Genomic DNA, 25,744 nt, shown 5'->3' with positions numbered 1-25,744 from the left:
TTTAAGTTCAAGAGGAATGAGATTTTAAATAGCCTAAACATCTGTTCACCGTTGCTTGTGGTGCAGTAAGAATCGGAACAGAGGTCTGAACCTGATCGGCAACATGAGCCATACTGTACTGTGAAAGGACAATGACATCCACTGTTCCGTCCATTTGCTGGATCATGTTACGTACCCTTTCATCATGTTCATCAATCCTTCCTTGAAATAGAAGATGGATTAGTCCCGGTTCTACTAGAGATTCAATGATACAATCCGGTCTTTTTTCTCGTAAATAACTCATTAAGGCGATTGGGGTTTCTTTAACGGTGGAAATGAGGCCAATTCGTTCATAAGCTAGTGCTTCATCCAACATTGCTTCATCGGACCGAAAAAGTTTAACCGCATGCATCGGCTGCAAAATCTTTTGTGTGTTATTAAAGGCTGAACAAGTCAATTGAATGCAATTGGCTTCCGATTCAGCAGCAAGGTTTACCAATACCGAAAATCTGCGAATGATTTCGGGAGTGAGGCCCCCGGCTTTTTCCATCATGGAAAGCAGATGGGTGTCCATAAAATGTTGCAGCTCTACTTCAGGAGCAGATTCCTGAAACGCTTTTTCAATCGGCTGTAAGGCTGTGGTTGTTGCATGAATTAAGGCTACTTTCAAAATTGTCATCCTCTCTCATTCTCATTTTGTTCATTATAACTAATTTTTATCTATAATACTCTCAATATTCTGTCTATATATTTTTTAGAAAGGGAGGTGGGGGTTGTGATACATGCAGAAATCGAAATAGAAATCCGCCAAGTGGTTCAGGACAAACGTCGAGTCCTTACAAATGAAGCGGATCTTGCCAGTTATTCCTATGATGCCTCTTTCGGCGTGTTTCCACCGGATGTGGTTGTGCAGCCCACTTCTACGAATGAAGTGGTCGGAATTGTCAAAGTAGCCAATAAACATAAAACACCGATTTATCCAAGGGGAAAGGGAACGAGCTTAAGCGGGGGCCCATTACCGGTTCATGGCGGGATTGTCCTTGATTTTTCTAAATGGACAGATACGTTAGTGATCGAACCAGATGATTTAGTCGCGATTGTTTCCCCAGGAGTGATCACGGCAGATATCAATAAAATGGCCAGTGAATATGGTCTAATGTATCCTCCTGATCCGAGCAGCTCCCATGTGTCTACCATTGGCGGGAATTTAGCGGAGAACGCCGGCGGCCCGCGCGGACTTAAATATGGGGTGACGAAGGATTATGTGCTCGGCCTTGAAGTGGTTACGGCTGACGGGGAAGTCATCCAAACAGGGGGAAGAACGGTAAAAAATGTAACAGGCTATGACTTAACGAAATTAATGGTTGGTTCTGAAGGGACGTTAGGGATTATCACAAAAGCGATACTACAGTTAATCCCTAAACCACAGTCGACCGGAACGTTAATGGTCCTTTTTGATGACCTCGTCATTGCCGGAAAAGCGATTTCCAGCATCCTGACAGGTGGGATTTTACCATCGAAATTAGAAATTATGGATCAAGCATCTGTTATCGCAGTAGAGCAATTTGAGCCATCCGGGTTACCCACCGATATCGAAGCGCTGTTATTAATCGAATTGGACGGACATCCTGCTGCCATCGAAGCAGAAGCCCAAAGGGTGAAGGAAATTTGTTTAGAAATTGGCGCGAGAGAAGTGAAAATAGCAGAAACAAAGGAAGAAGAAGCCGAACTTTGGAAGGCGAGAAAACTCGTTTCTCCAGCGATTGTTCGAAAAAAGCCAACGAAGATTTCAGAAGATGCTACGGTTCCGCGCAGTCGGATTCCCGATATGTTTCAACGGTTAAAGGAAATAAGAGAAAAGTATACCATCGATTTAGTTGTATTTGGCCATGCTGGAGATGGGAATTTGCATCCGAATATCATAGCGGATAAACGTGATATCGAAGAAATGAAACGAGTGGAAAAAGCAGTCGAGGAGATTTTTCAAGCTGCAGTCGAAATGGGCGGCACATTATCAGGAGAACATGGGATTGGAACAATGAAGGCTCCGTTTATGGAAATGGAGCTTGGTGCAGCTGGTTTATCGATGATGAAACGGATGAAACAAGCCTGGGATCCTCATAATCTCTTAAACCCCGGAAAAATATTTCCGGAGCCTGGACAAAGGTTTGTGTTAACCGATGAGTAGAAGCGATAGATTAGCCTATGAAGAAACCTTTGCCTGTGTCCAATGTGGTTATTGTTTGCCAAAATGCCCCACCTACGAGACGACCGGTGTGGAAACCCAGTCACCACGGGGGCGAATCAATTTAGTGAAATTATTATCAGAAGAAAAGATTTCAGTCGAGGCTGCCGCATCCTCCATTGAATTATGTTTAGGCTGCCGAGCTTGCGAAACCGCCTGTCCGACCAATGTTCAATACGGAACCATTTTGCAATCCGCGAAGGAATTCATCGCGAACAAGAAGCCTGCTTCCAAAATGGAAACGATGCTCCTTGAAAAAGGATTACCGAATAAAAAGTGGCAAAAGGTTGCGGGAAGAGGGTTACAATTCGCACAAAAAACCGGAATGGTTTCTTTAGCGAGAAAGTCAGGCATTATGAAGGCATTCCCAGAAAGTATTCAGGCAATGGAATCCATTACTCCCATGATCAAGATGCCGGCAAAAAAGGAAAGAGAATATCGAGTATTACCTCCGATTGGGAAGAAGACCCATACAGTTGGATTTTTTGTGGGTTGTATTATGGATGTGATGTTTTCAAAAATCAATGATGACAGTATGAAATTACTGCAGCTTGCTGGCTGTGAAGTCACCTTGATTGAAGAACAATCCTGTTGTGGAGCCCTTTTGCATCATAGTGGGAAAAAAGAAGAGACCATCGCCCTTGCTAAAAAAAATATCGCCGCCTTTGAACACTATGATTTTGATTTTATTGTCAATAGTATCGGCGGTTGTGGTGCGATGTTGGTGGAGTATCCTGAATTGTTTGAGGCAGAATCAGAATGGCATTCTCGTGCAGAGAAATTTGCTGCGCGGTGTAAAGACATTAGCGTTTTATTGACCGAGAGTTCATTGCCATTTACCAAAGAAATTCGAAAAATCGTTGCCTACCAACCCTCGTGTCATTTACGGCATGTTCAAAAAGTCGCTGATGAGCCTCATCAATTAATTAAGAAGGTTCCGGGGATTGATTACCGTATGTTTGAAAAACAGGACATGTGCTGTGGATCTGCAGGAATTTACAATGTCGTCCATTACCATGAAGCGATGGAAGTGTTGGATCAAAAGATGAATCATATTGAAAAAGTGGAGCCGGACATCATCGTCACAAGTAATCCGGGATGCCATTTACAGATGAAATTAGGTGTTAGGCGCGAAAGGAAAGAAGAAAAAATCAAAGTGGTTCATCTTGTTGAACTGCTAGCGGAAGCCTGTGAAATCGATAAAATTTGATATGGGGGAGAAAAAAATGGACTTACATTTAGCAGGAAAGACAGCGATTGTGGTGGCATCTAGCCAAGGATTGGGAAAAGCGATAGCGGCCCAACTCGTTATGGAGGGCGCTAACGTCATGTTAACCAGCCGAAATAAAGAAAAGCTGAAGGAAGTTCAAGAAGAGCTGCAGTCGTTAGGAGAAGGGAAAGTTGCCTATTTTCCCGCGGATATTACCAAAGCGGAGGAAATTGAAGCATTAGTCAAGCATACGAGGGAAACCTTAGGAAACATTCAGATTTTAATTAATAACTCGGGAGGACCAAAGGGGGGAGGTTTTGAAGACTTTCAAGATCAAGATTGGTATCAAGCTTTCGAATTGAATCTATTAAGCTATGTGCGACTTGTCCGAGAAGTTCTGCCAGATTTAAAGAAAGAAGGCGGCAGAATCATTAATATCGCTTCCTCTTCCATTAAACAACCGATACCTGGCCTAATTTTATCGAATACCTTTCGTTTAGGCGTTCTTGGACTTGGGAAAAGTCTTGCGGAAGAACTGGCTCCGTACAATATTTTGGTCAATACCGTATCACCGGGTAGAATTGCAACAGACCGAGTAGCTTTTCTAGATCAGCTTAAGGCAGATAAGTTGGGGGTTTCTCCTGATGAGGTGGAGGCGGCTTCCAAGAAGAATATTCCTCTTGGCAGGTATGGGAAACCAGAGGAGTTTGCTAGAGTTGTCACTTTTTTAGCTTCGGATGCGAACACCTATGTTACAGGAAGTTCGTTGCTTGTGGATGGTGGGATGGTGAAATCGGTTTAAGAATATAGCTACATTTCGGGCAGGCTTCGACTCTATATGAAGCTGCCCTTTTTATTTTGGAGGGTAAATAGGAAGTAGTGGTGGGTAAAAGGGGAGAATCGGAATGTAAACGCCCCAAAGTGGTGGGTAAAGAGCCATAACTAGTGGGTAAATGAAATTAGGTTGAAAAGGAGGCCTAATTTAGGGCTAGGGGTTTACTGAAAATGGTAATTTTTAAAGAAAGATACCTGATTTTCAGTAGCTAAAATGCGAAGTGGAGGGTGAATGGCCAGAAGTGGTGGATAAAAGGGGAGAACTGGAATGTAAACGCCCCAAAGTGGTGGGTAAAGAGCCAAAACAAGTGGGTAAATGAAATTAGGTTATAAAGGATACCCAATCTAGGGCTAGGGGTTTACTGAAAATGGTAATTTAAATTTTAAAAAGGTAATTTTTAGAAAAGGATAACTGATTTTCAGTAGCTAAAATGTGAAGTGGAGGGTAAAAGGGGAGAACCGGAATGTAAATAGCTCAAATAGGTGGGTAAAGAGCTAAAACGGTGGGTAAACGAATGGCCGTTTTTATGATATTGACACAAAATGGGATTATATCGACACTTTTTGCCGTATATCAACACAAAAATGAATGATATCAACACAAAATTAGCTTTTATCGACAATTTTGGCGACAAAGGGACCGTTCTCACTCATAGACAAAAAAAGCCGGGAGAACCGTCCCGGTGGAATTTAATATTCTCCTTTAATGACAAAATACGAGCCCCGAATGGTTCCTGCTAGTTTAGACTTCTGCCTAGCAAACTTAAACTTCCCTTCTAACTCCTTAGGGACCTCCATCCCCTCAGAAAGCTTAAAACCAACGGCCCGCTTTGGCTTAGGGCCATCAAGCGTATACAGGACGTTGACCGAAAGACCATCCTCATAAAAGACATAAGTCCAATCGATATTTTCCACTTGTAAACGCGAGGTCTCTAAAGGTTTGGCTGCAAACTCAATATCACGTTCTTCTTTCAAAATTCGGTTCACATAATCAAGGGTTTCCTTGCTTTCGCTAGCTGGGACAACCGTAAATTCATGCTTGTATTTGTTCATAAAGTAACGGGCTTCATTCGCACGTAAACCAGCAAGCGCATCTGCTGCAGGTGAAGACTCTAAACCAATCGTAGACACATTTTTAAAATCAACAACATAGGACATTTCCATTCCTCCTCTTATATCTAAAGGACAAATCCTTACCCTTCCAGTATGGTCAGTTTTTGAAAATTTAACTAGACATGTCCATGTATTTATACTATCACCAATTATTGTACTTCACGGAAAGTTAACGAGCCATAAAAAAGAAAAGAAGCTTTTCATAAGGGCAGTTCTGATAGCCGCTCTGCGAATTTTGTCGAAGATTGATAGGCTATTGTATTTATAGAAAGTGTTAGAATGGAGTTGCAACTGAATATTGTTAGGGTGGTAGGTTGTCAGTCTTCTTTCCGTTGCTAAGGAAGGGAGGTGATAATCATGGAAACATTTCTTGAAATTCTACGAGAAGTTCTGAAAGGGCTACTGCGTGAACTGACTGCTTATTTCTTTCGGAAAAACATTCTAGAAAACAAGAAAACCACCCTACGCCGTCGTAAGCAAAAGGGAGGTTCTCAAGAAAATCAATAAGGTATTTGACAACCACCACCCTGACGGTAGCAGCTGCAGGGAGAAGTGTTTGCAGCACTTCTCTTTTTTAGTATATATCCATTATATACAAAAAAATTCCGTTATAAAAGTAAAAAACACATCGGAAACCTGAAACAAATTGGCTGCTTTAGAGACTATGGGGACAGTTTTGATACAACCAAGACAACCGCCCATGTGGAATTTTTATATTTGTGCTACTGCCACATTTTCATTCATAAGCTTTTTCCTATACACCACCCTCGACAAAGTAATGCTCAACTCATACAGAACAAGTAAAGGAATGGTCACTAAAAAGTCAGATAGAAAATCCGGCGGAGTAATGACCACTGCTATTACAATCAAAACCAGATAGGAGACTTTCCGAGCTTTCGCGAGCCTCTTCGGATTGAGAATCCCTAGTTTTGTTAAAAACATCACCACAAGCGGCATTTCAAATAGAAATCCGAAAGGCAAAATAAGATTGATCATGAACCTGAAGTATTTTTCGGCAGTAAACATCGTCACGAATTGACCGTCCGATAAAGAAGTTAAGAACTTCAGGACCATCGGAAATAATACGAAGTATCCAAACGAGATTCCTAAGAGAAATAATAGAAAGAGACCTGGGATGAATCGTAACGTGACCTGTTTTTCTTCCTGTTTTAAAGCGGGGGAAACAAAGCGCCATGTTTGATAGGCCGCCACAGGAATTGTCACAGCGATTGAAATGACTGCCGCAATCACCATATAAATCCACAGGATATCACTCGGTCCAAGTATGGCAAGTTTCTGATCCATATCTTGAACGAGCCAATGATAGATTTCCTTTACAAAACAAAAACTCACGATCAAAAAGAATACAAATGCCACTAATGTTTTTATGATTCTGCTCCGTAATTCTTCGAGATGCCCTAAAAGATGTTGATGTTCCATGTCTGTACCTCCCTTTTTTAATCTTCATAAAAGAAGTAGACGAGTTGCCTCGTCCACTTTTTTTAAAATCGATTATCCCTTTTTCTCTACAGCCGTCAGGACAGGCTTTTTTTCATCCTCTTTTTCTTCATCTGAAATGAGTCCCTTGGAGGCACTTTTAAATTCAGTTAATGTACGCCCAAACGCCCGGCCGATATCCGGTAATTTAGAGGGGCCAAAAATAATTAATGCGATCACGAGAACGATAATTAAACCGGGGATTCCAATATTGGATAACATGCTTAATCACTGCCTTTCGATTTTGAATTAATGTAGGATTTTTCCACGCTGTTTCTCTACTTGTTTTTCATGTGCGCGTGTATGGGCACGATCACGATCTTCCTCTACTTCATTCGATCGCCGCTTGCCGTGTGGAACAGCTGCTTTTGATACTTCCTTCAGTCCGTTTTGGTCTTTTTCAAAGACGAAGGAAGCTCTAGTCGTAATGTCTGCCCCCTGGGAAGATACGTATGGAACCACGCGGTAATCTGCTTGCCATTTCTCCGGTGTTACCTTACAGCGTACATACCCTCGAAAATCATTGAAAAATTGAATATGCGGATTGAGGCCCAAGATTTTATCCGTATCGGCTCGTTTATCCGATCCATCACCACCAGGGTAATCGAAGTTCCAACAAATTCAGCTCCAATGATCTTCGAGTTCGGATCATCAAAATTGGTCAATAGGTTGGAAGCCCAGTTTGCATGAACATCTCCACTTAAAATGATTAAGTTGTCGATGTTTCTGTTTTTTGCAAAATCTAGCAGGTGCTGGCGTGCAGCCGGATAACCATCCCAGGCATCCATACTGAATTTTGGTGAAGCAGCGGTGCCGTAATTCCGCTGTGCAAAGAAGATTTGCTGTGCCATCACATTCCATACCGATTTTGAGTGTTCCAGGTTGTCGAGAAGCCATTTTTCTTGTTCCATGCCCATTAAAGTACGGTTTGGATCAAGAGACTCAGCTGTCTGCGGACTGCTTTTATCTCCATTTGCCTGGTCATCCCGGTATTGGCGGGTATCGAGGACAAAGAAATTGGCCAAATTCCCATATTGGAAGCTGCGATATAATTGCATGTTACCGCCAAGCATGGTGGATTTGCGCAGCGGCATGTTTTCATAATAGGCTTGATACGCAGCTGCACGTCGTTTGATAAACTCCTCAACAGATTGTCCCTTTTCTGGAATGACATTTGCATAGTTATTTTCCACTTCATGATCATCCCAGGTTACAATCCAAGGGAAGGCGGCATGGGCAGCTTTTAGGTTTGCATCACTGCGATACTGGGCGTAACGATTTCGATAATCTTGAAGAGTGATAATTTCTTGACCAATATGCGTCCGGACGTTTCCGTTCGCTGCAACATATTCGTTTGCTCCGTATTCATAGATGTAATCCCCAAGGTGAAATACCACATCGAGATCTTCTTTCGCCAGATGCTGATAAGCGGTATAGTAACCATGTTCATATTGCTGACAGGATACAAAGGCAAATTTTAGATTGGAGACATTAGAACCTGCCTTTGGCAGTGTTTTTGTTCTTCCTACTGAACTGATTTCGTTTCCGCTTTTGAAACGGTAATAGTAAAGATGATTGGCTTTTAACCCGCTTACTTCAACATGGACGGTATGTCCGAGTTGAGGGGAGGCAATCTCCGTTCCTTTTTGGACGATGTGGCGGAAATGCTCGTCTTGTGCCATTTCCCATTTTACCTCGAATTCGGTGTCGGGCATTCCGCCTCCGTTTAACGGGTCTGGTGCAAGTCTTGTCCATAATACGACTCCATCAGATAGCGGGTCACCGGATGCAACACCAAGGGTAAAAGGATAATCACTAAACATTGGAGCAGCTTCAACATTCAATCCTCCAACTGACTGGGCGAGAGCGAGTCCTAATGATAGTCCTGCAATCTTAGTGGCGCCTTGTAAAAAGCTGCGTCGGTCCAAATTTTTGCTCAGGCTTTCCTCGCTCCAGTTTTTGATCCATTCATCCAGTGCTCTTTCGTTATTCATGAAATTACCCCTCTTTTCCCTATATCGTTTTCAATAAATCCTATTATAGTTTGCTAGTTTTAACTGGATGTTAAGAATTGTAAATTGCTGTAGTTAGAAAAGAGGGAGTAAAGGCCCGTTTATTTTTTGACTAAGATTTTTACAACTAACGAACTCTTCTCCTGGTGATGGAGAAGAGAGGAAGTTTACTAGTTCCTATGGCTTATATTTCTTAATCATTTATTAATAAAAGCTTAATAAATGGGAAGTAATTGAGAACCGTCCCTGTAGAATTCCCATTTATAGGTCCTTCCCTTCATTATTCTATTAAAAGAGACCGGCTTCACGATATGGCCGGTCTCAACTATATTGATTTGTTATTGGGATAGTGTCTGTTTTTGTCTGTTTTTATCTTGTTTTATCGAATTGATTTTTTAAAAGTCGGAAAATGATATAATGATTTTAGTGTCCAAGTTGCCTCATATGATTAGCAGATATGCACAGTTATAATAATTTTTCGAGGTGTGAGTCCATAATGAAACTGGCAGATTTGGAGTTTGCTATAAGCAAGAAAAGAGAAGAGATGATTAAGGTAGGAATGGATAAAGGATTGGTGTGTCAAGAAACAATCAAGTGTAGCCAAGAGCTCGACCAGCTGCTAAATGATTATAATCATTTAGTATTAATTGAAACAAAACAAACCAATCCAATGGATGTATACCATGAATTTTTACTGTTTATACAAAAAACACTTTTTAAGTCTGTACGTATAGGTTACAGTTCTATTTTTTCTATACTATAATATGAAAATTATATTTCATTTTGATAGGGAGTGGCTAAAAATGTCACTCTTTTTTTCTCTATTCCTTATTGTTTTTTGCATAATGACCATGAGAACATCCCTATAGAAGTGGGTATGATGATAAAGGAAGGAAGTGTAAAATGATGAATTTCGAAACGGTTATGCAAGAACTAGAGGCGCTTGGCAAGGAACGAATGAAAAAGACGTACATAAGCAATGGTGCACATGAGCCGCTTTTTGGTGTGGCTACAGGTGCAATGAAGCCGATTGCGAAGAAAATCAAGAAAGATCAGCCTTTGGCAGAGGAGCTTTACGCCACCGGAAACTACGATGCCATGTATTTTGCCGGCATCATTGCGGATCCCATGGCCATGACGGAGGAGGATTTTGAGCGTTGGATTGGAGCGGCGTATTTTTATATGCTGTCTGATTATGTTGTTGCCGTAACGTTGGCTGAAACCGATATTGCGCAAGCTGTTGCCGATAAATGGATTGCCAGCGGGGAGGAGCTTAAAATGTCGGCAGGCTGGAGTTGTTACTGCTGGCTTTTGGGTAATCGCCCGGACAGTGAGTTTAGTGCAAGCAAGCTTGCCGGAATGCTTGATCTGGTGAAAAATACGATTCAAGATGCTCCAGACCGGACGAAATCGGCGATGAATAATTTTATGTACACCGTCGGGATATCCTATTTGCCGCTCCATGATAAGGCGGTTGAAGCTGCAAAGGCAGTGGGTCCAGTCGAAATCAAGCGTGACAAGAAAAAAAGCAGTATTCTGCATGCTTCCGAAAATATTCAAAAGGATCTAGACCGAGGGCGGCTTGGCTTCAAACGTAAATATGTTAGGTGTTAAGTGACCATGGGGACGGTTCTTGCAGCTTTTTTGGGCCATGAGAACCGTCCCTGTGGCTTTTTTCAAGTGTTTAACATCTGATTCTAGTATACATAGAAGAGTTCTTACTCCGTTGTATCATTTATCTAACTCTAGTGATAAGAATTTCTAGCATTTCAGACAAACTTATGACGTTTGCCCTAGCAAGAAGTCATATCTATCATACCTTATAGTAAGTCCACTTTTGAAAGGAGGGACTTACATGCAATTAAATTATGAAAACGCCCGTCACTTAGAGGGTGAATTGGTTCGTTTTAAGAAAGAAAACGGAGAATGGGCAGTAGGGAGAGTCGTAGAAGTAAGACAGGATGGATTAGAAATTGTTGAATTCAATCCTTCTTATAAAAATGAAGGGTATGGATATGGATTTTGGGGAGCATGTTTCATTCCATTTTGCTGGCCAATATTTCCATTTTGTTGGTTTTAATTTCTACATGAAGGTGACCCAAGCGGGCGTTGAATGACAACCCATTTGGGTCAGTTTTTTTGTACGGGGTGGGGAACCACGGGGACGGTTCTGGAGGCTTTTTTAGCCCGAAAAAGGCAAGTAGAACCGTCCCTGTGGATTTACAACTGTATATCCAGCTAAAAATAAGGATATTTTAAGGATAAATAGAAACAAATTACTAAAAGAGGCCGGTTTCTCACAAAGAACCCGGCCTCCCTCCTTACGAAACAAGCTCATAATCTGTTCCATTGCGTTCCACGATTCTTGCTCCCTTTGTCGAAACAAGGTCGCCGCTTCCTGTATAGAAAGCCCCTGAGCTTACGATTTCATCCATCGATTGATTCACAACCGCTTCGTCAATCGGTTCCATTGGATTATCAACACAATACGGGCAATTTTACCGGTGGCCGTTACGAATTGTAATTCCAATGATTTAGCCAATTGACTCACCTCCTATCCTTAAAATTAATGCTTACTAGACTAATAAAGTTTTTCTCAATCTAGAAAACACTTTTCTCAATTATGAAAGGAAATGAGACTGACTAGCTTAATACAATCTTTGAAGAACAGTCACTTAACAGAGAATTAAAGATTGGCATGGGAATTGCAAAATATATATACATTAGCAAAGGAGACTGATATCACTGATTGCTTTAAGGAGGAATAAAAAATGGAACTTATGAAATATGTGGAAGAATACAAATATCTAAAAATAGAAATGGAAAAGTCAGGATCAATATATGGCCTGTCTGATCCAAGAACCATTAAATATAGTCAAGATTTAGATATATTAATTAACAAAATGATGAAAATTAGATATCCAGGATTAGCACGGAGAATTAAGCGCCTCTCCTAATCGGGCTAGTGGAACGGGTGTTTCGGGCATACGAAATACTTAGAAGCTAGAATAATATTTAGAATCCCTCCAATTATAGGAAAGTATTCTCGATATTGCAAAATTGGTAGGTTCGATCATTACAATGTTTTGCAGTGAACCTTGGCAAAAATGAAAATAACTTGAAAATTTTAAAATGAAAACTGCAGATTTTATAAGGTTTACAGAATTGGCATAACTTTTGCATATAAAGACTTGTATACACCGAATAGGAAGAAATAAAAACTGCAACATTTCAGGTTACAAAAATTAGGAGGCGAAAATACTCATGAACTATACATCAAAACTAGTAAAAGTAAACAAAGATCCAGGGCATGGCTCACACATCTCCCCTGTTTATATGACTTCCACATTTGTTTTTGATAATGCAGAGGTAGGAGCACAACGCTTCGCGGGAGCGGATCCAGGATTTATGTATTCACGCCTGGGAAATCCAAATGTAAGAGAACTGGAGGAGAAGGTAGCAGAATTGGAATTTGGTGAAGGGTGTTTGGCTTTCTCATCTGGAATGGCTGCCATAACTGGCTGCCTTTTGGGTGTTTTGCAAGCAGGGGATCATGTTGTTGCACACACAGCGTTGTATGGGGCGACGCACGCATTTCTATCTAAAACGGTAAAGAAATTTGGAATTGATGTAACATTTGTCCCCTTTAAGACAGGGGAAGAGATTGAACCACACATAACAGATAGAACGAAAGTAATCTACTTTGAAACCCCTTCCAATCCTACGCTTTCCTTGGTAGATATGAAGAGTGTAGCGGGGCTTGCTAAGCAAAAGGGAATCTTGACGGTTGTTGATAATACATTTTTGTCTCCATACTTACAAAATCCTATTTTATGCGGCATTGATATTGTCATCCACAGTGCAACAAAATATTTGTCTGGTCATGGATATCTTATTGGCGGACTCGTCATTTCCAGTAAGGAAATCATTGATCCGATGAGGAAAGAAGTGCAGAAGACGATGGGAGCAAATTTGTCCCCTATGGATGCCTGGCTTCTCTGTCAGGGGATACGTACCTTGCATATTCGCATGGACCGCTCTCAAGAAAATGCACAGATTTTGGCTGAACGTCTGGAAAAACATGAGGCGATAGAGAAGGTATATTTTCCCGGACTTGCAAGCTTTGAAGATCAACAGATCATGGAGAAACAAATGAAAGGTCCCGGAGCAATGATTTCTTTTGTCTTGAAGGGGGGATACGAAACAGGGGTTAAACTTATGAATTCAGTAAAACTGAGTACTTTAGCCGTTTCCCTAGGTGATGTAGGTACATTAATTCAACATCCAGCTTCGATGACACATGCCATCATCCCAAAAGAAGAAAGAGAAAAAGCAGGTCTCGATGATGGACTCGTTCGTTTTTCAGTTGGAATTGAGGATGTAGAGGATATATGGAACGATCTTGAAACAGCATTAGAATAACAGTACGGCAAAAGGAATTGCTCCTCAGTAAGGTCTTTGGTAGGTAAATATCTGAAATTTTATCAACCTTGAGAGAATGTATTTTCATAATTGAGAAATTTAGTATAATAGAAAAATAGAAAATTGGCAAAACAATGATGTTTTGCTTTTTTTTACATAGTTTTTCGGAAATTTATTGTTGGCTTGAAAATTGCATATAGAAATAGTACGTGGAAAAATTTAAAAGCACTGGAGCATACGGGAGGTAGAAAACGTGAGAGGTATCACTCAAAATCGGGAATTCATTCAACTATTTTCGGAAAACCTAACAGCGGTACTTGGTTTTGATATCACCATCCTTGACCGAAACGGATATCGGGTTAGCGGTACAGGAAGCTATCAACATCAAATTGGCAAACCTGCACCTGATGGCTCCTTGTTGCGTGCTGTAATGAAGACCGGCAGACCCGATATGACCTATGATGTTATTAAAAATGAATCCCATTGTATGAGCTGTAAATTTTTTAAGGAATGCAAAGAGACAGCAACCATTGGTTTTCCGATTGTCAAGGGAAGTGAGACATTAGGAGCCATAGGACTCATGGGCTTTTCAATGGAACAAAAAGAAAAGATGATTGAAAATGCTGAATCACTTAAGGGATTCCTCCAACATCTAAGTCTTGTAGTAGAATCCCAGTTAATATCGCAGAATGAAAGATTCGCATCACAATGCAATTTATACGAAGAGACATTAAATACAAATAAAATCATTACCTTTGATAACTTTGTCAGCAAAAACGAGGATATGAAAGAGGTAATCCGTAAAGCCAGGCGGATTGTAAACAGCACGGCAAACGTTTTAATTAGAGGGGCAACGGGAACGGGGAAAGAGGTATTGGCAAAGGCGATTCATTATGAAGGGAATCGGAAAAACAACCCTTTTATTGCGGTTAATTGTGCCGCTATACCGGAGAGTTTACTAGAAAGTGAATTGTTTGGCTATTCGGGCGGGGCTTTTACAGGGGCAAACCGGGAAGGAAAAGCAGGGAAGTTTGAGCTGGCGAATCATGGAACCATCTTTCTTGATGAAATAGGGGATCTACCTCTTTCCCTGCAGCCCAAACTTCTTAGGGTATTACAGGAACGAGAGGTTGAAAGAGTAGGAGGAAACAAATCGCTTCCTGTCAATATTCGTGTGATAACGGCAACACACCGCAATTTAGAAGAGATGGTTCAAAATGGTACCTTCCGTGAGGATTTATATTATCGAATCAATGTGATTCCGCTAAATACAAAGTCATTGAAGGAGAGGAGGGAAGACATTCCCTTCTTCCTCCAATACTTCATTTGTAAGTATTGTTCAATCTTAAACCGTCCGTACATGACGGTGGACCCACAGTTAGAAAAATGGCTAATCCAATATGATTGGCCAGGGAATATTCGGCAGTTAGAAAATATTGTGGAGTATATGGTGAATATGGCGGAATCGGATGTAATTGGTTTTCAAGATCTTCCGGATTATTTGTACCAGATTAAGGCACCTATTCAGACAGGAGGGTTAAGCTTAGATGAGATGGTTGCCGAATATGAAAAGTCCATTATTCAAAGTTTCTTTATGAGTGGTCATGGCCGAAATGACAAAGAAAAAGTAGCCGATGAATTGAAAATTAGTTTATCGACACTTTATCGTAAGCTAGAACGATATCATCTAAAAGTTTTCTAACTTTTCCCTGAGATTGCAATTTCATTTGCAATCTTTTTACTTTAAGGAAAAATATTTTTGAATAATTAATAAAATATTTTTCAAATTTGGGAATAGAAGAGCAGTACTGAATGGTCATGTTTCGCTATAATCATCGCGGAAATGATAATTTCATCTCCTTTTTGCAAGCAGGAATGTTGAATTAACAAGGATTTTATTATGGCACAACTCTTGCATAATTATTAATCAAAAGGAGTGAACAAAATGGAACTGGATACAAAATTAATTCACGGTGGTCCGTTGATTGATCAGCATACCGGAAGCTCATCCGTACCGATCTATCAATCATCTACCTTTCATCAAGCTAAATTTGCGCAATCACAAGAGTTTACCTACACGCGTTTTGGCAACCCAACAAGGAAAGCATTGGAGGAAACGGTTGCCTGTTTGGAGTTTGCTAAATATGGATATGCCTTTGCTTCCGGTATGGCGGCAATTTCTGCGGTATTGCTAAATTTCTCACAGGGGGATCACGTAATCCTTTGTAAAGATATATACGGGGGAGCCTATCAGCTCGTAACCGAGATGTTTCCGAGATACGGAATTGAATACACTTTCGTGGATGAGACGGATCTTAACGCCTGGAAGAAAGCAATCAAGCAAAATACAAAAGGAATTTATATTGAGACACCCTCTAATCCCCTATTAACGGTTACCGATATTAGAGGTGTTGTTAATTTAGCAAAGAAATACAACTTGCTGACCATCATCGACAATACGTTTATGACACCCATTTTCCAAAATCCGATTAAATTGGGAGTGGATATCGTCATCCATAGTGCGACAAAATTTATCAATGGCCATAGTGATGTAACCGCTGGATTGGTTGTGACCAATGATCAAGAGATTGCGGAAACGTTATTCAAAACGCAAAAAATGCTGGGCAGTATGCTCCCCCCATATGATTGTTGGTTAATTTTAAGAGGAATCAAGACCCTGAAAATCCGTATGGAAAAGGAAGTTGAAAATGCGGCATTTATAGCGGGTGAGCTTCTAAAACATAGCAAGGTGAAGGCTGTTTATTATCCGAGTCTTGAATATCACAATGGACGGGAGATTCATTTTTCCCAAGCAGGCAGCGGTGGAGCTGTTTTAACATTTGATTTAGGAAGCTATGAAAATGTGAAGGACTTTTTTGCCCATGTAAGCATACCTATAGTGGCCGTTAGCTTAGGCGGTGTTGAATCGATATTATCTTATCCTTTCACGATGTCCCATGCCGTAATTCCTGAAAAAGAGAGGCTTGAATTAGGGGTGACAGACGGGCTAGTTCGGCTGAGCTGCGGCATTGAAGATAAAAATGATCTTCTAAATGATTTATTTAAAGCCTTGGATCATGTAAAAACAGCCGATGTCTTACAGAAAAAAATACTATAATGATTGGAAAATACTTAATGGAGAAAATAGAGATCGCCAATGTACCCACAAAGGTTGAAAAAGTGGACTTTTTCAATAAACACTTAAACAAATCAGTTTTTATCAAGCGCGATGACCAGACGGGAATGGGATCATCGGGAAACAAAATTAGAAAGCTGGAATATTTATTAGCCGATGCAAAAAACAGAAAATGTGATTATTTAATTACCTGTGGCGGGATCCAATCGAACCACGCGAGGGCAACTGCGGTGTTGGCGGCTAAATATCAGATGAAATCCTTGTTGATTTTAAAAGAAAGTGAAGTAAATAGAACGGAAGGGAATCTATTTCTTACTAAATTAGTTGGTGCAACCATTAAGGTGGCAACTGAGGATGAGTATCAAGATTTAACACCCATGATTGCAAAATTGACAAAAGAATTGATTGCCTCCGGGCACAACCCCTATGTCATTCCGATGGGAGGCTCAAACGGCATTGGTGCTCTAGGGTATGTAGAAGCCTATTATGAAATACTCCTTCAAGAACAGGAATTAGGAATCGTGTTCGACACGATTGTGGTTACGAATGGGTCGGGCGGTACTTATGCCGGTTTGTTATATGGAAATAAAGAAAGTAATCAAAATAAAACCATTATTGGCATGAGTGTCTTAAATCAGAGGGAACAAGCCGTTCATGATCTATTACACATTTTAGAAGATATGGATCAATATAGAGACCATCATCTCCGTTTTTCGGCTGAGGAAATCAACATTATTGATCGCTATATAGGTTTAGGTTACGGTAAGAGCCAATTGGATGAACTGAGATTCATAGAGAAATTCGCACAAGAAGAAGGGATTATCCTTGATCCGGTATATACCGGGAAGTCGATGTATGGTTTATACAACGAACTTAAAGATGGAAAACTTCAGGGAAGCCAAAACATACTGTTTATTCATACCGGTGGGATTTTTGGCTGGACGGACGAGAAGATTAAAATGTTATATGGAGCTATTTAATTGTCTGTTCTTTGGACACATCTCGGGGTGTGTCCGGAAGACTTTTAAAAAGTTTCATTTGATATATTGGCTGCGAAAATGTAAACGCATTCGCAGTAATTTTTTAGAAAAATGGGGGGTAAGCATGATTCACAACTTTGATGAAACGATTAATCGAATTGGTACGGATTCCGATAAATGGGACAATGAAGGAAAATGCGGCCAATTGATTCCACTGGGCATTGCTGATACCGATTACAAGGCACCATGTGAAGTTTTAGAGTCTGTAAGGGAAAAGGTGGATTTTGGCGTATTTGGTTATGGATATTTTCCGCATGATCGATTTAATGATGCGATCAAAGGGTGGTATGGCCGCCATCATAAAATTGATATTAGGGCAGACGATATTAGTTATGCGCCTGGATTAATGACAGGGGCGTTATGGATGTTTTTAGATGCCTATACCAATCCGGGAGACAAAGTAGTGATACAGCCTCCTGTCTATGCAACCTTTAAAAGGGTAATAGAGAATTTTAATAGAGTTGCAGTCGACAATCCATTAACTTACTACAACGGAAGTTATCAGATTGATTTTGAAGATTTAGAAGCTAAACTAAAGCTACCAGATGTGAAAATACTTCTTGTATGTAATCCAGCCAATCCAATCGGGCGGGTATGGACAAAAGCGGAAATGCAGAGAATGTATGATTTATGCCGTGAGAATAACGTAATGATTATAAGTGACGAAATTCATAGCGATATGATTCACAAAAGTTTGCCTTTTCACTCCTTTTTAGAGATTTGTGAGGAAGAAGATCAAAATGTGGTGGTAATGAACTCTCCAAGTAAAACCTTTAATTTAGCCTCTTTCTTCAGTGCATATGTGATTATAAAAAATAAAAAAATGAAAAAAGCATTTGATGATATTTACACAAAATACCACTTTGATTATAACTATTTAGGAGTTGAGGCTTTAATTACGGCTTATAATAAATGCGATTATTATGTGGATGAATTAAATGCTTATTTACGAAGCAACATTGATTTTTCGATTAACTATATCCATAAACATTTACCAAAGTTAAAAGTTCAGTATCCTGATTGTTCCTATTTGTTATGGATTGACTGTGAGGGGCTGGGCCTCACCAGTACGGAATTGGATGAATTTTTTACAGACGCAGGGGTTAGAGTCAATGATGGGAGTTCATACGGAAAAGATAGTGGTAACTTTGTAAGAGTAAATATTGCTTGCACAAGGGCTTTACTAGAGCGCGCATTGAAACAGATTAAGCTAAACTATGATAAATATGGTTTTAAAAAAAACTAATTGAATTGTGAGGTTTTGCGTATGGGGAACAAACCTGAAAAGCAGGGAAATGCAACTGTTTCGTGGGATGATAAATCTTATAAATTTCCGGTGTCATTTAAATATGCAGTGGTTTCTGTCTTAATCTTTTTCGGCCTGCTGCTTACAGGAACACTTGGTTTTGGTGCATCTCTGGAATTAATGTTTTTGTTGTTATGGATTGTTGTGAGCCTGCTAGTTATGAAACTGGGATACAAATATAATGAGGTTCAAAATATGGCTTGGGAAATGGGAAAGCAATCTTTTGAGCCGAATACGATTATTTTAGTAGTCGGCGTCATGATTGCTACCTGGATGGCTTCTGGTACAATCCCTTATGTTATGTATTGGGGCTTAGAATTAATTTCACCGCAATACTTTTTAATCACGGCTTTGCTCCTAACATCAGCAACATCTCTTGCAACCGGAACTTCATGGGGGACTTTGGGTACAGCGGGTTTGGCCTTAATGACAGTTGGTAATGCACTTGGAGTTCCCCAAGCAATGACAGCAGGTGCCATTATTTGTGGTTCCTTCTTTGGAGATAAGTTGTCACCATTGTCTGATAGTACCATTTTAGCAGCTACCGTTGCCGGCTCTAAAGTAATGTCACACGTAAAACATATGTTATGGTCAACTGTCCCGGCGTATATTCTAACAGCAATTATCTTTATCATTTTAGGTTTAAAGTATGGAAAAAGTGGAGCGAATATGCAGGAGATTCAACAAATCACTGGTGTAATATCAAAGCATTTCCATTTATCCTGGATTTCATTGATTCCTCTTCTGGTTGTACTAGTGATGCTTATAAAGGGCATTCCATCTATTATCTCGCTATTAATGGGAGTGTTTAGCGGCATGGCTGTCGCTGTTTTTACTCAGGGGTATAATTTAACAAAAGTGTTTGATATCATGACCAATGGATTTGTGTTTAAAAGCGGCAGTACGTTAGTTGACCCCATCCTAAGCAGAGGCGGGCTCTACAGTTTAATGAGCTCATTCCTTGTTGTCCTTTTAGCCATGTGTGTAACCGGCATGTTAGAACAATCAGGCATTCTCAGTGCTTTAGTAGAGCCTTTAGTTAAACGTACACACGGTTCTACTTTTAAAATAACTTTAGTGACTATGTTAATTGCCTTAATCACAAATATGATTGGCTCATCGATGTTATTAACTGCGATTGTAGCGGGTTCGCTTATGAGAAATGTCTTTAAAAATAATCATTTGGCGCCAGAAAATCTTTCGCGTAATATCGAGGATGTTGGAACGATGGGTGCACCGGTTATTCCATGGAATTCCAACGCCATCTATTGTTCGCAGATGCTGGGTGTATCGCCATATGCTTATTTCCCATATGTCTTTTTAGCTTTCTTTGTCCCATTATTCGATTTACTCTACGGTGCCACTGGATTTGCAATAAAGAAGTTAAAGCCTGAGAAGCTCGAGGATGTTGAAACAGTAACTAAAGCGATCTAACTGAATAGGTTTTAATGTAGGCGATTCCTAATCGGAATCGCCCTTTTTTAATTGGTAAGTTGACCTGGTTCATGTTTTCTTAGTTTTAAAAAAATTTTTTTCAAACATGATAGGAAATAGGAATAAGTAACCTATCAGAAGCTGGGGAAATAGTGATTTTGCAAGGAATTTAAAATTGGCACGAATATTGCAAGTTAATCTTCATGACTAAGAGAAAGGGGGGAATGAGATGTATAAAGCTATTATTCTAGGGACTGGACCTGCTGGGTTAACCGCTGCAATCTATTTAGCACGTGCTAACATAAGTCCTTTAGTCATTGAAGGGCCAGAACCAGGGGGGCAATTGACATTGACAACAGATGTCGAGAATTTTCCTGGTTTTCCTGAAGGGGTTCTAGGACGAGAGTTGATGCAGAACATGCGAAAGCAAGCTGAGCATTTTGGAGCAAAGTTTAAAAGAGGTTGGGTTAAAAAGGTCGATTTTTCAAACAACCCTTTTACCTTAACGGTGGAAGGAATAGGGGAGCTAAAAACGCAATCATTAATCATTTCAACGGGAGCTTCTGCAAAACTTTTGGAAATTCCGGGGGAAAGAGAAAATATTGGCCGTGGGGTAAGCACCTGTGCAACATGCGATGGATTTTTCTTTAGAGGAAAGAAAATTATCGTTGTCGGCGGCGGGGATTCAGCTATGGAAGAGGCCAATTTTTTAACGAAGTTTGCTTCGGAGGTTCGCATTGTCCATCGCAGAAAGGAGCTTCGCGCTTCCCAAATTATGCAAGACCGTGCCAAAAAGAATCCCAAAATTACGTGGAGCTTAAATTCCATTCCTGAAGAAGTAATTGCAGGGGATCGACACGTTACTGGCTTGAAAGTAAGAAACAGCGAAACAGGAAAAGAGGAAATCCTGGAAACGGATGGTATTTTCGTTACCATCGGCCATAAACCGAACACAGCATTTTTAGACAATCAAATCAAAACGGACGATATGGGATATATCGTGGTGAATCCTGGTACCACCGAAACCAATATTCCAGGTGTATTCGCCTGTGGGGATGTTCAAGATCATAAATACCGCCAAGCCATTACCGCTGCAGGAAGCGGTTGTATGGCTGCACTGGATTGCGAAAAATACCTTGATGCAAGTGAATTATGTAGTGAAAACAATCAATCTATCATGGAAAACCAAATATAGGGAGGATTTAAAAATGAAAGAGATTAAAACGAAACAAGAGTTTGAAGAGGCAATTTTATCAACAAAACCAGTTATGGCCAAATTCTATGCCGAATATTGCCCAGACTGCCAGCATACCGATTTATTTATGCCCATTTTAGAAGAATCGTATAAAGAAAAGGTAGACATGATTGCAGTAAACCGAGAACATTTTCCAGAAGTTTTAGAGAAACTAGACGTGTACGGAATCCCAAGCTTTATTGCTTTTCAAGAAGGGAAGGAACTGGACCGCTTTGTAAGTAAACTTGGAAAAAGTCAGGAAGAGGTTGAACAGTTTCTTAATCAAATTGTTGAGGCAAGTGGAAAACTAGGATAGAAAATCCTTGCCAGGGGCCAATAAATATGGAGATATTGCTCTATATTTATTGGCTTTAAAAGGAATATTTTTGAATAATTGAAAAATATTTTTCGAATTTGGGAATAGGAGAATAGTACTGAACAGTAGGTTTTCACTAGAATTATTGCAGAAATGATAATGATGCATCTTTTTTTTTAGCAGGAATGTTGAATTAACAAGGATTTTATTATGGCACAACTTTTGCATAAAAAGTAATTGAATAGGAGGAGGTGGAGTTCATTTGAAAAAAGTAGATATTGAAACGGGATAAATTAACAGAATATTTAAATGATACTGAAAAATGAAACTAATAAACCGCAAATCATCCATTTTTTATAAATACAGGGGGGAGTTTTATGAAAAAGAGTTTATTTATATTTGCTTTTTCAGTATTCGTAGCACTTGTATTAACGGCATGCGGGAACACTCAAAAAGAAACATCAGCCAAACCTGATCAGGCGGCAGAAAGTAAGAAACTACTGGAAAAAATAAAAGCAGATGGGACGATTAAAATTGGTACAGAAGGAACATATGCACCGTTTAGTTACCATGATGCATCGGGGAAATTGACTGGTTTTGATATCGAAATCGCTGAAGAAGTAGCAAAAAGACTTGGTGTGAAAGCTGAATTTGTTGAAACCCCGTGGGACGGAATTTTTGCGGGACTTGATTCGAAGCGCTTCGATATTATTGCATGTCAAGTAGGTATTCGTCCTGACCGGCAGGAAAAATATGATTTTTCTGATCCAACGAATGTGTCAAAACCTTACTTAATTGTCAGCAAAGACAATAACACGATTAAAACGTTCAAAGATTTGAAGGGGAAAAAGTCAGCCGAGTCACTAACTAGTATGTTTAAAGACATGGCAGCTTCCAATGGTGCTGAAATCGTCGGTGTTGAAGGATTTAATCAAGCTATTGATTTATTAATTTCAAAACGTGTGGATGCGACGATTAATGATGGGTTGTCTTATCTTGATTTCAAAAAGCAACAGCCTAATGCGCCGCTTAAAGTTGCAGCCGAACTTGATGAACCAACAAAAATGGGAATTATGTTAAGAAAAGGGAATATAGAATTGGTCGATGCTATCAATAAAGCACTCGCTGATATGAAGAAAGATGGGATGTATTTAAGCATCTCAAAAAAATACTTTGAAACCGATGTTTCCAAATAAGGAGTGTTCGAATGTTGGATCAAGAAAGAATGGACCGAATTATTGACATCGTTGTCAACTCATTTTTTCCGATGTTAAAAGCCGGGGTTGCTTTTACCGTGCCGTTGACACTCCTTTCTTTTTTTCTGGGACTGATTCTTGCTCTGCTTACTGCACTGGCTCGAATCTCTGGAATTAAACCTCTGGATGCTGCTGCACGATTTTATGTATGGGTGATTAGGGGAACACCGCTGCTTGTTCAGCTGTTTGTTATTTTTTATGGTCTTCCAAGTATAGGGGTTACCATTGGTCCGCTGCCATCCGCAATAATCGGTTTTACCATTAATATGGGCGCCTATAACTCAGAGATTATTCGCGCAGCTATCCTTTCCATTCCCAAAGGTCAATGGGAGGCAGGTTACTCCATTGGGATGAGCTACCCGCAGGCATTAAAAAAGAATTATTCTCCCGCAGGCAACAAGGGTGTCTGTTCCGCCTTTGGCAAACAGTTTTATTAGTTTGGTAAAGGATACATCTTTGGCCGCTACCATTACGGTGACGGAAATGTTTAGAGTGGCCCAGCAAATTACCGCAACAACCTATGAACCATTGGTACTCTATTGTCTAGCAGGATTTATTTATTTGATTTTCAGTACAGTTCTTTCTAACGCTCAAGGACGGATGGAAAAACGGTTTGATCGTTATGTGACGGGTTAATTTGATAGGGGGATATCCGCGTGATTGAGATAAAGAACCTGCATAAGCAATTTGGACAAACAGAGGTTTTAAAGGGAATCGATCTTAAAATTGAGGAAGGCAATACAGTCTGTATTATTGGGCCATCGGGTTCAGGGAAAACAACCTTGTTACGTTGTCTGAATTTATTGGAAGCGCCTACAAAAGGGACCATTACGCTTGGAAAGTTTTCTTTGGATTTTCAGGAGAAAAAACAAGTTCCAAAAGATCGAGTGATTAAGTTCCGTCAACAAACAGGTATGGTTTTCCAAGGGTACAATTTGTTTCCTCATATGACGGCACTAGAAAATGTTATGGAAGGTTTAGTTTACGTTCGTAAACAAGACAAGGAAACCTCTCGTACGAAGGCTCTTAAATTGCTGAAAAAAGGTAGGATTATCGGAACGGGCGAACCACTATCCATCCCAGCTTTCCGGTGGACAACAACAACGGGTAGGAATTGCCCGGGCGATGGCAATGGAGCCTGAAGTCCTCCTTTTTGATGAACCTACTTCCGCGTTAGATCCTGAGTTAGTAGGAGAGGTTCTAAAGGTCATGAAAGAACTTGCTAAAGAAGGAATGACGATGGTTGTCGTGACACATGAAATGAATTTCGCACGTGAAGCGGCGGATAAAGTCGTATTCATTGATAAAGGTGTGATCGTTGAAGAAGGAACACCTCAACAAATTTTTGAACATACAGGGCATGAACGGACATTACAATTTTTAAATAAACTTTGTTCATAGGAAAGGCCTAAAGATTGCAAATCTCATTTGCAATCTTTTTTTTGAATAATTAAGAAAGTATTTTCAAATTTGGGAATCTAAAAACAGTACGAAACAGTAGATTTACACTATTTTCATATCGGAAATGATAAATTACTGGTTTTTTGGGTGGCAGAAAGCTCAATTACCAATGGTTTTATTTTTGGCACGACACTTACAAGATAAAAAAACAAAAAGGGGGAGGGGGAGGAAATTAAAAAAGAATGACTTTAAATATGTGGAGAAGACTTAGGTGACTAGAGGAGGGTTTATATCAATGATAGGACAGACTACAAAGTTGTGATTGTAGGCAGCAGGAAGTGCCGGTATTACTGTGGCAGCACGAGTCTATAAAAGAATCAAGGGCTCTTTATGGGGAAATTGCCATTATTGACCCTGCTGAAAAAACATTATTTCCAGCCGCTATGGACACTGGTTGGTGGCAGGGGTTGTTGATAAAAAGGTAACAGAAAGAGAACAGTCTACTTAATTCCAGATGGTATTGTTTGGATAAAGAAGCGGTTGAAGATGTTTTCCAAATGAACAATGGATCGTAACATCATATGGGCAACAAATTGGATTATGACTATTTAGTGGTTGCAGCAGGTATTCAAATTGACTGGACCAAGGTGAAAGGTTTAAAAGAAAGCATTGGCAAGAATGGCGTCTGCAGTAACTTACTCTTTTGATTATGTCGATACATATTTGGGAAAATATTCGCGATTTCAGCGGCGGTAATGCCATCTTTACAAATCCGAATACACCAGTAATGTTGGCGGTGCACCGCAAAAAATTATGTACCTGGCGGATGATTACTTTCGCAAATCAGGGGTTCACTCAGAATTCGCGATCCACTTTTTCTCAGGAGCGGGCAGTATTTTTGGCGTAAAAAAATATGCAGTACGTTGAACAAAGTAATTGAAAGAAAAGAAATTGAAACACATTATCAGCACAATTTAGTGGAAATGGATGCACAGCAAAAAAAGGCTGTTTTTTAAAAACCTTTCGACTGATGAATTGGTAACGGTTTCCTATGACATGATTGGTGTTTGTCCGCCAGATCAGTGCACTGATTTGGTGGAAAAATCCATCACCAAGCAGACTGGCTGGGTGGATGTAATCCGTATACATTGCACCATAAAAAATATGGAGATCTCTTTGGAATTGGAGACTGTACCAATTTGCCAACATCAAAAACTGGCGCCGCTATTCGAAAACAAGCGCCGGTTCTTGTCCAGAACTTATTATGTCTAATGAACCAAAAGACGGGTATGCAAAAGTACAACGGCTA

General features: G+C 40.1%; 24 protein-coding genes and 3 pseudogenes. 21 read left to right on the top strand and 6 right to left on the bottom strand.

Going from position 1 to position 25,744, the window contains the following annotated elements:
• Positions 1 to 7: 7 nt before the first annotated feature.
• Entirely contained in the window at positions 8 to 649 is a 642-nt protein-coding gene (locus RCG21_RS00135; protein ID WP_133333177.1) for a hypothetical protein, read from the bottom strand.
• A 105-nt stretch (positions 650 to 754) separates the two neighbouring features.
• Here RCG21_RS00135 and RCG21_RS00130 point away from each other — a divergent pair, with 105 nt between their 5' ends.
• Genes RCG21_RS00130 through RCG21_RS00120 form a run of 3 tightly spaced genes read left to right on the top strand, consistent with a single transcriptional unit; the run spans position 755 to position 4,236 of the window.
• Positions 755 to 2,167, top strand: a complete 1,413-nt coding sequence (locus tag RCG21_RS00130) for an FAD-binding oxidoreductase (RefSeq protein ID WP_235824718.1) — start codon at positions 755 to 757, stop codon at positions 2,165 to 2,167.
• Positions 2,160 to 3,434, top strand: a complete 1,275-nt coding sequence (locus RCG21_RS00125; protein ID WP_308912641.1) for a (Fe-S)-binding protein — start codon at positions 2,160 to 2,162, stop codon at positions 3,432 to 3,434. The genes RCG21_RS00130 and RCG21_RS00125 overlap by 8 nt, the downstream gene beginning before the upstream one ends.
• 16 nt (positions 3,435 to 3,450) lie before the next feature.
• The gene (locus RCG21_RS00120; RefSeq protein ID WP_133333179.1) at positions 3,451 to 4,236 is read left to right on the top strand and encodes an SDR family oxidoreductase; all 786 of its coding nucleotides are present in this window, start codon (positions 3,451 to 3,453) and stop codon (positions 4,234 to 4,236) included.
• Between the two features lie 722 nt (positions 4,237 to 4,958).
• Here the strand turns inward: RCG21_RS00120 and RCG21_RS00115 are convergent.
• The gene (locus RCG21_RS00115) at positions 4,959 to 5,426 is read right to left on the bottom strand and encodes a DUF8821 family protein (RefSeq protein ID WP_133333180.1); all 468 of its coding nucleotides are present in this window, start codon (positions 5,424 to 5,426) and stop codon (positions 4,959 to 4,961) included.
• 312 nt (positions 5,427 to 5,738) lie between these two features.
• On the opposite strand from RCG21_RS00115, the gene RCG21_RS00110 reads away from it, so the two are divergent.
• The gene (locus tag RCG21_RS00110; RefSeq protein WP_165976177.1) at positions 5,739 to 5,888 is read left to right on the top strand and encodes a hypothetical protein; all 150 of its coding nucleotides are present in this window, start codon (positions 5,739 to 5,741) and stop codon (positions 5,886 to 5,888) included.
• 204 nt (positions 5,889 to 6,092) lie between these two features.
• On the opposite strand, the gene tatC is transcribed toward RCG21_RS00110, so the two are convergent.
• The 3 genes and pseudogenes from tatC to phoD form a co-directional block, all read right to left on the bottom strand.
• Positions 6,093 to 6,821 (bottom strand): twin-arginine translocase subunit TatC, encoded by a 729-nt coding sequence (tatC, locus tag RCG21_RS00105; protein WP_308912640.1) that lies wholly within the window; start codon positions 6,819 to 6,821, stop codon positions 6,093 to 6,095.
• A gap of 72 nt (positions 6,822 to 6,893) precedes the next feature.
• A complete protein-coding gene (tatAD, locus tag RCG21_RS00100) occupies positions 6,894 to 7,100 on the bottom strand; it encodes a sec-independent protein translocase protein TatAD (protein WP_133333182.1) in 207 nt (68 codons plus the stop codon).
• Positions 7,101 to 7,127: 27 nt separating this feature from the next.
• A pseudogene (gene phoD / locus RCG21_RS00095) lies at positions 7,128 to 8,872 on the bottom strand (alkaline phosphatase PhoD).
• 514 nt (positions 8,873 to 9,386) lie between these two features.
• Between phoD and RCG21_RS00090 the strand changes: the two are divergent.
• The 3 genes from RCG21_RS00090 (at position 9,387) to RCG21_RS00080 (ending at position 10,970) form a co-directional block, all read left to right on the top strand.
• On the top strand, positions 9,387 to 9,653 hold the full coding sequence (locus RCG21_RS00090) for an aspartyl-phosphate phosphatase Spo0E family protein (RefSeq protein ID WP_133333184.1): 267 nt from the start codon (positions 9,387 to 9,389) through the stop codon (positions 9,651 to 9,653).
• 143 nt (positions 9,654 to 9,796) lie between these two features.
• On the top strand, positions 9,797 to 10,504 hold the full coding sequence (locus tag RCG21_RS00085) for a DNA alkylation repair protein (RefSeq protein ID WP_308914225.1): 708 nt from the start codon (positions 9,797 to 9,799) through the stop codon (positions 10,502 to 10,504).
• Positions 10,505 to 10,745: 241 nt separating this feature from the next.
• Positions 10,746 to 10,970 carry a hypothetical protein gene (locus RCG21_RS00080; RefSeq protein WP_308912639.1) on the top strand — a complete coding sequence of 75 codons (225 nt, stop codon included), beginning with the start codon at positions 10,746 to 10,748 and terminating at the stop codon, positions 10,968 to 10,970.
• 241 nt (positions 10,971 to 11,211) lie between these two features.
• On the opposite strand, the gene RCG21_RS00075 is transcribed toward RCG21_RS00080, so the two are convergent.
• Positions 11,212 to 11,361 carry a DUF2922 domain-containing protein gene (locus RCG21_RS00075; protein ID WP_235824719.1) on the bottom strand — a complete coding sequence of 50 codons (150 nt, stop codon included), beginning with the start codon at positions 11,359 to 11,361 and terminating at the stop codon, positions 11,212 to 11,214.
• Positions 11,362 to 11,661: 300 nt separating this feature from the next.
• Here RCG21_RS00075 and RCG21_RS00070 point away from each other — a divergent pair, with 300 nt between their 5' ends.
• The 14 genes and pseudogenes from RCG21_RS00070 to RCG21_RS00005 all read left to right on the top strand — a co-directional run bounded on the left by RCG21_RS00070 (position 11,662) and on the right by RCG21_RS00005 (position 25,142).
• Positions 11,662 to 11,847 carry an aspartyl-phosphate phosphatase Spo0E family protein gene (locus RCG21_RS00070; RefSeq protein WP_133333186.1) on the top strand — a complete coding sequence of 62 codons (186 nt, stop codon included), beginning with the start codon at positions 11,662 to 11,664 and terminating at the stop codon, positions 11,845 to 11,847.
• 307 nt (positions 11,848 to 12,154) lie between these two features.
• Complete coding sequence (locus tag RCG21_RS00065) at positions 12,155 to 13,312, top strand: trans-sulfuration enzyme family protein (protein WP_133333187.1); 1,158 nt, start codon at positions 12,155 to 12,157, stop codon at positions 13,310 to 13,312.
• 253 nt (positions 13,313 to 13,565) lie between these two features.
• A complete protein-coding gene (locus tag RCG21_RS00060) occupies positions 13,566 to 15,014 on the top strand; it encodes a sigma-54 interaction domain-containing protein (protein WP_133333188.1) in 1,449 nt (482 codons plus the stop codon).
• A 243-nt stretch (positions 15,015 to 15,257) separates the two neighbouring features.
• Positions 15,258 to 16,430 (top strand): trans-sulfuration enzyme family protein, encoded by a 1,173-nt coding sequence (locus tag RCG21_RS00055; protein ID WP_308912638.1) that lies wholly within the window; start codon positions 15,258 to 15,260, stop codon positions 16,428 to 16,430.
• Between the two features lie 17 nt (positions 16,431 to 16,447).
• The gene (locus RCG21_RS00050) at positions 16,448 to 17,428 is read left to right on the top strand and encodes a 1-aminocyclopropane-1-carboxylate deaminase/D-cysteine desulfhydrase (protein ID WP_208025318.1); all 981 of its coding nucleotides are present in this window, start codon (positions 16,448 to 16,450) and stop codon (positions 17,426 to 17,428) included.
• A 124-nt stretch (positions 17,429 to 17,552) separates the two neighbouring features.
• Positions 17,553 to 18,734, top strand: coding sequence for a MalY/PatB family protein (locus RCG21_RS00045; protein ID WP_133333191.1), 1,182 nt, complete (start codon positions 17,553 to 17,555; stop codon positions 18,732 to 18,734).
• 21 nt (positions 18,735 to 18,755) lie between these two features.
• Positions 18,756 to 20,228 carry a Na+/H+ antiporter NhaC gene (gene nhaC, locus RCG21_RS00040; RefSeq protein WP_133333192.1) on the top strand — a complete coding sequence of 491 codons (1,473 nt, stop codon included), beginning with the start codon at positions 18,756 to 18,758 and terminating at the stop codon, positions 20,226 to 20,228.
• Positions 20,229 to 20,457: 229 nt separating this feature from the next.
• Positions 20,458 to 21,423 (top strand): thioredoxin-disulfide reductase, encoded by a 966-nt coding sequence (gene trxB / locus RCG21_RS00035; protein WP_133333193.1) that lies wholly within the window; start codon positions 20,458 to 20,460, stop codon positions 21,421 to 21,423.
• A gap of 13 nt (positions 21,424 to 21,436) precedes the next feature.
• Positions 21,437 to 21,778, top strand: coding sequence for a thioredoxin family protein (locus RCG21_RS00030; protein ID WP_026573868.1), 342 nt, complete (start codon positions 21,437 to 21,439; stop codon positions 21,776 to 21,778).
• Positions 21,779 to 22,155: 377 nt separating this feature from the next.
• A complete protein-coding gene (locus tag RCG21_RS00025; RefSeq protein ID WP_308912637.1) occupies positions 22,156 to 22,974 on the top strand; it encodes an amino acid ABC transporter substrate-binding protein in 819 nt (272 codons plus the stop codon).
• 11 nt (positions 22,975 to 22,985) lie between these two features.
• Positions 22,986 to 23,670: pseudogene (locus RCG21_RS00020) on the top strand (amino acid ABC transporter permease).
• A gap of 20 nt (positions 23,671 to 23,690) precedes the next feature.
• Positions 23,691 to 24,435 (top strand): annotated as a pseudogene (locus RCG21_RS00015) (amino acid ABC transporter ATP-binding protein).
• 338 nt (positions 24,436 to 24,773) lie between these two features.
• Positions 24,774 to 24,920, top strand: coding sequence for a hypothetical protein (locus RCG21_RS00010; protein ID WP_308912636.1), 147 nt, complete (start codon positions 24,774 to 24,776; stop codon positions 24,918 to 24,920).
• 96 nt (positions 24,921 to 25,016) lie between these two features.
• Positions 25,017 to 25,142, top strand: a complete 126-nt coding sequence (locus RCG21_RS00005; RefSeq protein WP_308912635.1) for a hypothetical protein — start codon at positions 25,017 to 25,019, stop codon at positions 25,140 to 25,142.
• Positions 25,143 to 25,744 lie beyond the last annotated feature (602 nt).

Origin of the sequence: Bacillus salipaludis, from assembly GCF_030938565.1 — a bacterium.
GTDB classification, from domain to species: Bacteria; Bacillota; Bacilli; order Bacillales; family Cytobacillaceae; genus Neobacillus; species Neobacillus salipaludis_A.
This window is presented reverse-complemented; position numbering and strand designations above follow the sequence as displayed.